This window comes from Idiomarina abyssalis (genome assembly GCF_900116625.1).
In the GTDB taxonomy this organism is placed as follows: domain Bacteria; phylum Pseudomonadota; class Gammaproteobacteria; order Enterobacterales; family Alteromonadaceae; genus Idiomarina; species Idiomarina abyssalis.
The window spans coordinates 83,385-94,914 of the sequence record NZ_FPBE01000003.1; the positions used below are offsets into that span (position 1 = coordinate 83,385).

Sequence of the window (11,530 nt, forward strand, 5' to 3'; positions counted from 1 at the left end):
TTCATCTACCCTTAGTTTACCTTAAATCGGTAGGTCAAGGACAGTCTGTGAACACACAGGAATTATGTGTATTAATGGGGATGACACGCGCATCAAACAAGGTACAGAAAGCGGCACGGGAGTGTGACAGCTGGCAAACGCTGTTTGAGCGATGGGGGCAATCGCTAAAACCGGTAGACTCGCGCTGGCTGAAAGCGGCTGAGAACTGGTGTCTAAGTGATTATCAGGGCGTTATATCTTACTTCAGCGACGATTACCCGGCATCGTTAAAAGCAATCAGCAATCCGCCCTGGTTACTCTACTACAGAGGTCGGAAAGAGTTGCTTAAAGGGGTCTGTGTGGCGGTTGTAGGCAGCCGCAAAGCGAGCCATAGCGGGCTGCAGGTTGCTGACTGGATCAGTGAAAAACTGGTCGCGTCGGGTATTGTTGTGGTGAGCGGCCTGGCAATGGGCATTGATGCCCAGGCGCACAAAACTGCCGCAGACAAAGGCAAAACCATTGCCGTTTTGGGTACCGGAATTGATCAATACTACCCTCGACGAAACAAAGCCTTGCAGGATTTCATTGCCCATCAGGGCTTGTTAATTTCTGAGTTTCCGCCCGGACAAACCGCCCGGACAGATCATTTTCCCCGGCGTAACCGTATTATTAGTGGTATTAGTCAGGCGGTTGTTGTGGTTGAAGCCGCCCGTAAAAGTGGTTCGCTCTCAACGGCAATACACGCGTTGAATGAAGGGCGTGAAGTCGGTGCTGTTCCCGGGTCGGTTTTGTTGCCGGAGCATCAGGGGTGTCATTGGCTGATACAGCAGGGGGCAAAGTTAATCAACACACCACAGGATGTTCTAGAGTGGTTTTCGATTAACCCAGCTCAAGCACCGGTTTCAGAAGAGCGACAATATCTTGATGAAAGCTTGGCAAACAATCGATTGTTCGCTAGTCTGAGTTCAGAGCCACGAACAATTGATGACATGGTACAATTGTCCGGACTCGAGGTTGCTGAAGTCATGGAGAAAGTAGTGTTACTCGAATTAGAAGGGCTAGTGGCAGCCGTACCAGGCGGTTATATCAAAGTGGGGAGGCGCTAAAGTATGTTTGATATCCTCATGTACTTGTTTGAAAACTACATTCATTCCGAAATGGAAGTTGTGGTTGATCACGATGAGTTAACCAATGAACTTACACGGGCTGGTTTTCGTCACCAGGAAATCCAGAAGGCTTTGGCGTGGTTAGAGCGCCTGGCCGACTTACAAGAAATGGAAACCAAGTCTTACCTGGATGTTGCCCCGCAGCAGTCTACCCGTATTTATACAACGGCGGAGATGTCTCGGTTAGATAGTCAGAGTCGTGGTTTCTTAATGTATTTAGAAAATCTGGGTGTGTTAGATTTCGCGACCCGCGAAGTGGTTATTGATCGTGTAATGGAACTTGAAACTGCGAACTTTACTCTGGATGACCTGAAATGGGTTGTGCTGATGGTTCTGTTTAATGTTCCCGGTCAGGAAGCCGCCTACGACCAAATGGAAGGTTTGTTGTTTGAGGAAGCTGAAGGGCCCTTGCATTAATGTCATCAGATGAGCGCTGCCCGCGTTGTGAGCGACCGCTGGTCATTAAACATGTTGGACATAACAGCTTTCTTGGCTGCACAGGGTACCCTGACTGCGACTATAAACGAGGTCTTCGCGAACAATCTGAAATTGAACCCGAGGACCTTGGTGTTGCTTGTCCGGAGTGTGGTAAAGAGCTGCAATTAAAAAGTGGCCGTTATGGTTTATTTGTTGGTTGTAGCGGGTTTCCCGACTGTGAGTTTGTGACCGAACCCAATGCTGACGAAGAGAACGCTATTACCTGTCCGGAATGCGGCAGTGGTCAGCTGCATCAAAAAACATCACGACGCGGCACCGTATTCTACGCCTGCGATCAGTATCCCAAATGCCAGTTTACAGTGAATCAACCACCGGTTGATGAAACCTGCCCTAAATGCCAATACCCACTGCTGGTTAAAAAGAAGTCCGCTGCAGGAATTCGAAAAGTCTGTCCGCAAAAGCAATGCGACTATAAGTCGGACGCGCTATAATCTGACTCCTTAAGAGGAGGGTATATTATGGCAGATAAGTGGGAAGCAGCGCATAACTCAGTAAAAACAGGCGTTATTGCCTACCCGACAGAAGCAGTATTCGGACTGGGCTGTGATCCAACCAATGAAGTTGCTATTCAAAAATTGCTAAGCCTGAAACAGCGACCTGCTGAAAAGGGGCTCATTTTAATAGCTGCTGACTACAGCCAATTACTTCCTTTTGTTGAAGACTCGGCTATTCCGCAGGACAAGCGTTTCAGTGTTTTGTCTCATTGGCCGGGCCCCGTCACCTTAATTCTTCCGGTAAGAAAAAGTGTATCGCCATTATTAACTGGCGGCAGAGACACCATAGCCGTGCGGGTTAGTGCGCATGAGCCTGTCAGAGAGCTTTGCCGTGCACTTGGTCATGCTTTGGTATCTACCAGTGCCAACTTAACAGGCCAGGAGCCGGCAAGAACGGCAGCCGAAGTGCGTCTGCAATTTGGTGACAGCGTGGACTGGATCATGGATGAAGCGACTGGTGGAGCTGCTAATCCAACTCGTATCATTAATCCATTTAATAATCAGGTTGTCAGAGACGATGCATAGTGACTATTTAAAGCAGGTAAAAAGCTACCTGATGTCGTTGCAGGACGCTATTTGTGAACAGTTAGCGCAAGCCGATGGTCAGCAAGACTTTCAGGAAGACAGCTGGGATCGACCCGGCGGCGGAGGCGGCCGTTCCAGAATCATAAAAAACGGCGAGGTTTTTGAGCAGGGCGGCGTCGGTTTTTCGCACGTTTACGGTGAGAAAATGCCTGCATCGGCAACAGCTCACCGTCCTGAGCTGGAAGGTCGAGACTTCAATGCCTGTGGTGTTTCTCTGGTAATGCACCCCAAAAACCCCATGGTACCTACGGTACATATGAATGTGCGGTTTTTCATTGCGCAAAAAGAAGGCGAAGAGCCGGTCTGGTGGTTTGGCGGTGGCTTTGATTTAACACCCTTTTATCCATTTGAAGAAGACATCGTCGAATGGCACCAACAGGCAAAAGACGCTCTGGACTGCATTGATGAAAAGCTTTATCCGGAATATAAAGCCTGGTGTGACGATTACTTCTATCTTAAACATCGCGATGAAGCTCGTGGCGTGGGCGGTATTTTCTTTGACGACCTTAATGACCGCTCTTTTGACGAGTGCTTTGCTGTAATAAAAGCGGTGGGCGATGCATTTACCAAAGCATACTTACCGATTGTTGAGCGTCGCAAAGCCCTGACGTACACACAGCAGCAGCGCGATTTCCAGCTCTATCGCCGTGGACGTTATGTTGAGTTTAATCTTGTCTGGGACCGCGGAACCTTGTTCGGGCTACAAACGGGTGGCAGAACCGAGTCTATTTTGATGTCGATGCCACCGCTGGCTCGTTGGGAATATGACTGGCATCCGGAACCGGACTCGGCCGAGGAAAAACTGACCAGTTACTATCTGAAACCACGGGACTGGTTAGCCCTATGAAGCCTCTTATTCATCTTGGGGTTTTTGGAAACCCAATTGAGCACAGTTTGTCTCCGCGTATCAATTCGTTGTTCGCGAAAGCGCAACAGCATCCGGTTGAGTACCGTCGTTACTTGTCGACTCCCGGGCGATTTTCCCGAAACATAGCTCAATTTTTTCGCAGTGGCGGGAAAGGGTTAAATGTCACGCTACCTTTTAAACAGCAAGCCGCGGAATTCGCAACTGAATTAACGAAGCGAGCGCAAGAGGCTGGCGCGGTCAACACTCTGGTTGCAACGGGAAATGGTCAATTACTGGGTGACAATACCGACGGTGAAGGCCTAATTAAAGACTTGAAAGAAAAAGGTTTCAAAGTAAGTGAGCGCTCACTTGTTGTTTTCGGTTCGGGGGGCTCAGCCCGGGGAGTATTGCCTTTGCTGTTGCAGCAACAGCCTCGCCGTATCTATTTAGTGAACCGGACTGTCGATAAAGCACTGATGCTGAAGTCTCAGCTGGAAAACCTGGGTGTGTTAGCCGCTGACCGTATTCAGGTGCTTGCATCGGCTTTGGAAATTAATGAGCCAATTGACCTGATGATTAATGCCACCAGCAGCAGTTTAATGGGACAGCGTTTAGCTTTGCCTCCCCAACTCGCTGAGGGAGCCTCAGGTTATGACTTAATGTACTCTGATGAGCCGACGTTATTTATGCAGCAGCTGAGTCAGGCTGGCTGTGAAAATGTTAGCGATGGGCTTGGTATGTTAGTTGAGCAAGCCGCCTCATCTTATCAACTCTGGATGGGGGGAGAACGCCCCGATACCGCATTTGTTATGGCGCATTTGCGAGCTCGTAGTTAGTTGATTAAAAAAGGTTTTTCTTTGCTTTTTATAAGTAAAGAGAAATGAGGAACAAAAGGTTATAAAAAAACGGAATTTGGCAGTAGATCATTACTGATTTTGTGGTAATCTGTTTGACCTGTTTGCGATGTACTTCCTTCCATTTCAGGGCGTAAACAGAATAGTTTCCACAGTGAAGCATAATAATAAAAAGTACTAGGCATTTAGGGATGCCTGCCGTTTTAAATCCCACACTATCAATAACTTAAGTGAACTTTAGACACGGGGAAATTTTAATTTCCGGCTGTGGAATCGGTCGTTGTTAACAGACTTATTAACAGGTTATACACACTCTGCTCAGTGGCCTGAATTACCGTTCTGTGGCATCCTATAGGTAACGCTTAATTTAGGTTTTTAACTATGGCCACATCTGTTCCCGAAAATCCGTTTATTCTCGTCGATGGTTCCTCTTATTTGTTTCGCGCCTTTCATGCGCCACCGCACTTAACCAATTCCAAAGGCGAGCCAACCGGCGCTGTTTATGGCGTTGTTAATATGCTGAGAAGCTTATTGAAACGCTATAAACCCAGCCATATGGCGGTGGTTTTCGATGCGAAAGGTAAAACCTTCCGTAGCGATATTTACCAGGAGTACAAAGCAAACCGTCCGCCAATGCCCGATGACTTACGCACACAAATTGAACCTCTGCATGAAATTGTGAAAGCAATGGGGCTGCCGCTGTTATGCATTGACGATGTTGAAGCGGATGATGTTATTGGCACTTTGGCCCGACAGGCCGGAGAGAAAGGGCGGTTTACGTTAATTAGTACCGGTGACAAGGACATGGCACAGCTGGTTAACGAACATGTCATGCTAATTAACACAATGACTGACACCTTGCTGGATCCTGAAGGCGTAGAGAAAAAATTCGGCGTGAAGCCGGAGCAGATCATTGATTATTTAGCGCTAATGGGCGATAGCTCCGATAATATTCCGGGGCTGCCAAAAGTTGGCGAAAAGACGGCACAGGCAATGTTGCAACAAATTCCAAGCATTGATGCCATTTATGAAAATGTCGATGCGGTAAGCGAACTGTCCTTTCGTGGCGCGAAAACCATGCCGGCGAAACTGAACGAGTATAAAGATCAGTTGCTTATGTCCCGGGAGTTGGCAACCATTAAGCTTGATGTGGCTATGGAGTTGCAGCCGGAAGAGTTGACCATACAAACGGCAGACAGCGAAAAACTGGCTGAGTTATATAGCCGGTGTGAATTTCGCCGTTGGCTTGGTGAGCTTATGGAAAGTGGGGCAGCAACTGACCAGGCTTTGGGTAAAGCTGAAGTTGAAAAGCCCGTCAGCGACATTAACCGGGACGCTTACCGTGTTTTAATGACGGAAGAGGAAGTGAGTGATTATTTAACCTCACTTAAGAAATGTGACTACTTTGCTTTTGATACCGAAACGACGAGCCTGAATTATATGCAGGCCGAGCTTGTCGGCGTGTCGTTAGCTGCCGCTCCGGGTGAAGCGGTCTATATTCCGGTTGGCCATGATTATATGGAAGCCCCTGAGCAAGTCGGTCGCGACTGGCTGCTGGAGCAGTTGAAGCCTCTACTCGAAGCGGACAAGCCGCAGAAGGTTGGGCAAAACCTGAAGTACGATGCCCATATTTTGCGCCGTTATAAAATTCGTTTAGGCGGTATTTTAAATGACACCATGCTGGCATCTTACGTATTTAATAGTGTCGGCTCCCGTCATGACATGGACACCTTGAGCCTGCATTACCTGAACCACAAGACGATCAGTTTCGAAGAGATAGCCGGTAAAGGTGCTAAGCAGCTGACCTTTAATCAAATCGATCTTGAACAGGCGGGCCCATACGCGGCTGAAGATGCAGACATTACGTTCCGATTGCATGATGTATTGTGGAACAAGGTAAAAGATGTTGGCAGCGAACTGCACAGTGTACTGACTGATATTGAAGTACCTTTAGTTCCCGTATTGTGCGATATGGAACAATATGGTGTACGTATAGATGCTAATTTACTGGGTAAACAAAGTCAGGAAATTACCGAGAAGCTTGACGCTTTAGAGAAAAAAGCGTTTGAGATTGCCGGTGAGGAGTTCAACTTAGGTTCGACCAAGCAGTTGCAACGCATTTTCTTCGAGAAGCTGGAACTTCCGGTTGTGAAAAAGACCCCGAAGGGGGCTCCGTCAACGGCGGAGGAAGTTTTGCATGAGCTGGCGCATGACTACCCTTTACCAGATGTTATTTTACAGCACCGAAGCTTGTCGAAGCTAAAATCCACTTATACCGATAAGCTGCCGAAGATGATCAATCCGGACACCGGCCGGGTACACACCTCTTATCAGCAGGCGGTCACAGCAACCGGACGTTTGTCTTCCACTGATCCGAATTTGCAGAATATTCCTATTCGTACAGCTGAGGGGCGTCGGGTGCGTCAGGCCTTTGTTCCTGAGCAAGGTTATAAGATTGTCGCTATTGACTATAGCCAGATTGAACTGCGCATTATGGCGCATTTATCTCAGGACGCGTCGTTGCTAAAGGCTTTTGCTGAAGGCTTGGACATTCACCGGGCAACAGCCGGGGAAGTGTTCGGCTGCAAAGCCGAGGAGGTAACGGATGACCAACGCCGTCAGGCTAAAGCGGTCAACTTTGGCTTAATTTACGGTATGTCTGCGTTTGGTCTTGCGCGTCAGTTGGGTATTGCCCGCCATGAAGCTCAACACTATATGGATAAGTACTTTGAACGCTTCCCCGGTGTGCTGCGCTACATGGAAGATACCCGTAAACAGGCAAAAGAGCAGGGATACGTGAAAACCCTGTTCGGTCGCCGCTTGCCTTTGCCGGATATTAAAGCCAGCAACGGAGCTCGCAGGAAAGGTGCGGAACGGGCTGCCATTAATGCGCCGATGCAGGGAACCGCTGCGGATATCATTAAAAAAGCAATGCTGAAAGTCGCCGACTGGATTGATACCAATAAATGTCAGGATGACGTACGTATGTTAATGCAGGTTCACGATGAGTTGGTCTTTGAGATAAAAGAGGCCAAGCTGGATGATTATATTGCACAATTAACCGATGTCATGGAAAAAGCCGCAAGCCTTGATGTGCCGCTAATTGCAGAGGCGGGTAAAGGCAATAATTGGGATGAAGCGCATTAATTTTGCGATTTTTGTGAACTTTATAAAAAGGGTCTAGTCACAATAAGTGAGGGGATTAATCCTCCCTCACAAAATTGTTCTCCCTGGATTACTTTTGGCCCGGCTTTTTAGTCGGGCTTTTTTATTGCTCTTTCTGCGGAATACCAGCCAGGCCGGGGCGACCCTTGCGGTTGGCAAACCATACACCAACAAGAATCGCTAACATACCAACACCCTGTTGCAGCCAGAATGCTTCCCCGTCAAGTACTCCAAGCAAAACGGCAACCACCGGAATAAGATATGTGACTGAACTGGTGAAAACCGTATTGGTTAACTGGACCACGTGGTTAAAAATAACCAAAGCACCAGCCGTTCCTGCTATACCTAACGCCAAAACAGAGAACAACGATAGCATAGCGCCGGGTTGTTGAACCTGGGCTATAAATTCTGTGCCAGCGAACAAATAGACAGTGGCAGGAACTGCGGCCATAAGTAGCGAGATACCGGTGATGGTTAACGGTGATAAGTCACTGATTTTATGTTTAATCAGGTTCAGGTTGAGGCCGTAACAAACCGTTGCTGCCATGACTAACAACGCATAAAGGTTGAAGTCCCAACTGCCATTCGCCGAAGCGGTTACCAAAAGCAGGGTACCAAAGAGGCCTATACCGACACCGATAACCTGTGCTACCCGCGCCTTTTGATGGAAGAATAAAGAGCCGATAACCAAAGTGGCAATGGGTGTTAAGGCATTCAGAACCCCGGTGACGCCACTGGCTAATTGAGTCTGTGCTATGGCGAACATAAAGGCAGGGATTAGACTTCCCACCAGGCCAACACTTGCTAATTTTAGCCAATGCTTACGGGTGATTTTATTCAGGCGACGCGCAATAAAAGGGGCTAGCACGATACCGGCTGAGCTTATTCTCAGTGCACCAACCTCCATAGGCCCAAAAGCAATTAACCCTTTTTTGATCAATAAAAAAGAGCTACCCCAGATTAATGCGAGTAACCCTAATAATAACCAAGCGCTGAGCGGTGGTGTGTTATTCGTCGTCATACTCTTTGCTATACCACTGGTTGAGTTTTTCTTCGACTTGCTCGACGCCGAAGCGTTTTAGTGAGGAAAATGCTTCGACCTGAACGTCACCATTAAAGGCAATTGCAGCTTGTCTTGCTTTTAACACCGTTGACTTACGAGCGCCTTGTTTAAGCTTGTCGGCTTTGGTGAGCAATACCAGTACCGGTAGCTCGCAATCAACAGCCCAGTAAATGAGTTCCTGGTCGGTTTCGCGGAAAGGGTGGCGGATGTCCATTAGTACGACAATACCTTTGAGGCTGTCTCTCTGCTGCAGGTACTCGCTTAAAGAGCGCTGCCATTTTTCTTTGACGGCCAGCGGCACTTTAGCAAAGCCATACCCGGGTAAGTCGATAAGGCGTTGACCGCTGTCGAGTTCGAACACATTAATTAGCTGTGTGCGCCCCGGAGTTTTACTGGTACGAGCCAGTGATTTCTGCCGCGTTAGTGTATTCAGAGCACTGGATTTACCGGCATTAGAACGGCCGGCGAACGCAATCTCGATGCCTGTGTCCGGAGGCAGTTTGCTGATATCCGGTGCACTGGTCACAAATTTTGCCGATGCGTAATCTAATTGCTGATCTGCCACTATTAAGGTCACTTTTATTGATAAAACGGAACGTCTACGTGCATTATGAAGTATCCGGACAGTATCTCCAATGATCATTTAGCAATTGATTCGGTTTTAATCGTTTAATCCACACAAGTTTTGTGTAAAATAGCAACCTGCTTAAGGTGATTTATTGGGGCGCGTGGCGCCATCCAGAACAGAAGAGAAGCAAACATGAAAAAATTCGCAATCTTTTTGGGACTTTTCTTCGGTACCGCCGGTATCGCAGTAGCACAAAGCGGCGACGCTGAAGCCGGAAAAGAGAAATCGCAAGTTTGTGCGGCTTGCCATGGACCCAATGGTGAATCTCCGTCCGATATGTATCCGCATTTGGCCGGTCAGCACGAAAAATACCTGCTTAAACAGCTGAAAGATTACAAACGGGCGTCAGAAACCGGTGGTGAAGAAGGGCGTAATAACCCCATTATGATGGGCCAGGTTGCGTCATTATCTGAGCAAGATATGGCTGATTTAGCGGCTTTCTTTGCATCACAGGAAGAGCCTAAAGGCGAAACGCCCGAAGATATTATTGCACAAGGGCGTGACCTTTACCGTCGCGGCAACCCTGAAACCAATATGCCGTCTTGTGCCGGCTGCCATGGCCCTCGGGGAAATGGTCTGGGGCTAGCGGCGTTTCCGGATATTTCTGGTCAGCACGCGGCTTACACTAAGTCTCAGCTAGAAATGTTTCGTAGTGGCGACCGCGCTAACGATCCAAACGGCATGATGCAGGGCGTTACAGAGAAAATGACAGACGACGAAATCGAGTTGCTGTCTAAGTTCCTGAGCGGTTTGTATTAAACAGAGCTTAATCAAATAGAAAGCGGCTTAGGCCGCTTTTTTTATGTCTATAATAAATGAGATAGTAAAAACCTATTTTCGGGTGTTGTTAACGAAAAGTAATAAGAAAGTTGTTTTTTAGATCAATAAAATCATTGAATTAATATTTGGTTCAAGTAGTCTTAACAACGCTCCGGGGCTGTACGGACAGAAAAAAACAAAAAAAAGATGTTAAAAGCCCTTGAGGAAATAATAAAAAGACTGTAAAAATACAGCTAACTCGACACAAAAAAATAACAAGAGGTCGAGAGATTATCGAAAAGTCAGATTCCATCTTATTTCTCGATAATCCAGGGAGTAAAGCCAATAGGCTAGTGGTTGCTCCATTTTATAATAACAATAATAAAAGACAGGTTACGGAAAACCGCAATAACAAGTCGGAAGCAGTGACAACCATTCTCATAGTTGCAGTGCGCTGCCGATAATATGAGAGAAGCAGGCGATGTGTAAAAGCATCGCCTTTTTTCTTATTTGGGCTCAGCCTTTCTTAAACGTACAAGCTTTTCCTTTACCCTCCACTGACGTCATCCCCGTTAATGAGTTACAATAGGTCATATTAGTTTTTATTTAGGAGCGACCATGACTCGCCGCAAGAAAACACGTAAGGCAGGGCCGTTGGCGCCATCTAAAGCGCCAAAAGAAAGACAAGCATCAGATGCTGCTTCAAAAGGTAAAAAGAAGGGTAAGGGTCAACCGTCAGGCCAACGACATTCATCCACTAAGGTTCTGCAGCAAAGTAGAACAAAAGGCGATGAAAAAGATCCCCGACACGGCAGTCGCCGTAAAGTAGCTTTAGTGATGACACCTGAGCAGGAACTAAAACAGTTACAGGAAGACACAAAGCTTCAGTTACTGGTTGAACGTTTCGAAAATGATGAGTCTCTGACAGCAGAAGAGCAGCGCTACCTCGATGAAAAATCTGAGCGTTATGAACAGCTGGTTGCCAAACTGGGTTATGAACTCGATGAAGAATGGGATGATGAGGAGTACTAATGTCCAGCGAACTCTATTGGATTATCGCCATTGTTGGCGTCTTAATTATTGTCGCTCTGGGGTGGTACGCCACGAACTTACTGCTACGCCTGCGTTGGCAGACCAGAATTCGGGACGCAGCCGTACAGAAGCGTGTCGATCGCATTGATGAGAGTATTATTACTATTGCAAAAGCCATGCAGCAAGAGCAGTGTCCTTTGTCTGAAGGATGCTTACGTATTGTGGTATTGCTTGATCATCGCCCGGAAGCTGTAGAGTATGACTATTCTAAAGATTACCCGGCAATGCATGAAATGTATGAAAAGATAAAACATATGCCAACGCACGAGTCACGTAAGAAATTTCCGAAAAAGAAAGTGCGGGAAATGGATGACGAGCGTGAGGGCTATGAAAAGTCGATGCGGGACATTATTCTTGCAGACGTTGATAAGTTATTGAAGCAATTCCCAGCGGCCTGAGG

General features: G+C 47.3%; 12 protein-coding genes. 10 read left to right on the forward strand and 2 right to left on the reverse strand.

The window, feature by feature from the left end:
• Positions 1–47 precede the first annotated feature (47 nt).
• The 7 genes from dprA (at position 48) to polA (ending at position 7,570) form a co-directional block, all read left to right on the forward strand.
• A complete protein-coding gene (gene dprA / locus BM359_RS07485; protein ID WP_234972473.1) occupies positions 48–1,085 on the forward strand; it encodes a DNA-processing protein DprA in 1,038 nt (345 codons plus the stop codon).
• A 3-nt stretch (positions 1,086–1,088) separates the two neighbouring features.
• On the forward strand, positions 1,089–1,562 hold the full coding sequence (locus BM359_RS07490; RefSeq protein WP_054488912.1) for a DUF494 family protein: 474 nt from the start codon (positions 1,089–1,091) through the stop codon (positions 1,560–1,562).
• Positions 1,562–2,074 carry a DNA topoisomerase family protein gene (locus BM359_RS07495; protein ID WP_054488910.1) on the forward strand — a complete coding sequence of 171 codons (513 nt, stop codon included), beginning with the start codon at positions 1,562–1,564 and terminating at the stop codon, positions 2,072–2,074. Before BM359_RS07490 ends, BM359_RS07495 begins: the two co-directional genes overlap by 1 nt.
• A gap of 27 nt (positions 2,075–2,101) precedes the next feature.
• Entirely contained in the window at positions 2,102–2,662 is a 561-nt protein-coding gene (locus tag BM359_RS07500; protein WP_054488908.1) for an L-threonylcarbamoyladenylate synthase type 1 TsaC, read from the forward strand.
• The gene (gene hemF / locus BM359_RS07505) at positions 2,655–3,569 is read left to right on the forward strand and encodes an oxygen-dependent coproporphyrinogen oxidase (RefSeq protein WP_054488906.1); all 915 of its coding nucleotides are present in this window, start codon (positions 2,655–2,657) and stop codon (positions 3,567–3,569) included. The genes BM359_RS07500 and hemF overlap by 8 nt, the downstream gene beginning before the upstream one ends.
• Positions 3,566–4,405, forward strand: a complete 840-nt coding sequence (aroE, locus tag BM359_RS07510; RefSeq protein WP_054488905.1) for a shikimate dehydrogenase — start codon at positions 3,566–3,568, stop codon at positions 4,403–4,405. The genes hemF and aroE overlap by 4 nt, the downstream gene beginning before the upstream one ends.
• Before the next feature lie 399 nt (positions 4,406–4,804).
• A complete protein-coding gene (gene polA, locus BM359_RS07515) occupies positions 4,805–7,570 on the forward strand; it encodes a DNA polymerase I (protein WP_054488903.1) in 2,766 nt (921 codons plus the stop codon).
• Positions 7,571–7,691: 121 nt separating this feature from the next.
• Here polA and BM359_RS07520 read toward each other — a convergent pair whose 3' ends face one another.
• Both BM359_RS07520 and yihA read right to left on the reverse strand, forming a co-directional pair.
• On the reverse strand, positions 7,692–8,609 hold the full coding sequence (locus tag BM359_RS07520) for a DMT family transporter (RefSeq protein WP_054488901.1): 918 nt from the start codon (positions 8,607–8,609) through the stop codon (positions 7,692–7,694).
• Positions 8,596–9,216: a ribosome biogenesis GTP-binding protein YihA/YsxC gene (gene yihA / locus BM359_RS07525; RefSeq protein ID WP_054488899.1), complete on the reverse strand. Its 621-nt coding sequence runs from the start codon at positions 9,214–9,216 to the stop codon at positions 8,596–8,598. Before yihA ends, BM359_RS07520 begins: the two co-directional genes overlap by 14 nt.
• Positions 9,217–9,411: 195 nt before the next feature.
• Here yihA and BM359_RS07530 point away from each other — a divergent pair, with 195 nt between their 5' ends.
• The 3 genes from BM359_RS07530 to BM359_RS07540 all read left to right on the forward strand — a co-directional run bounded on the left by BM359_RS07530 (position 9,412) and on the right by BM359_RS07540 (position 11,528).
• The gene (locus BM359_RS07530; protein ID WP_054488897.1) at positions 9,412–10,038 is read left to right on the forward strand and encodes a c-type cytochrome; all 627 of its coding nucleotides are present in this window, start codon (positions 9,412–9,414) and stop codon (positions 10,036–10,038) included.
• A gap of 618 nt (positions 10,039–10,656) precedes the next feature.
• Entirely contained in the window at positions 10,657–11,070 is a 414-nt protein-coding gene (locus BM359_RS07535) for a GTPase-activating protein (protein ID WP_054488895.1), read from the forward strand.
• Positions 11,070–11,528, forward strand: a complete 459-nt coding sequence (locus BM359_RS07540; protein WP_054488893.1) for a DUF2489 domain-containing protein — start codon at positions 11,070–11,072, stop codon at positions 11,526–11,528. Before BM359_RS07535 ends, BM359_RS07540 begins: the two co-directional genes overlap by 1 nt.
• Positions 11,529–11,530 lie beyond the last annotated feature (2 nt).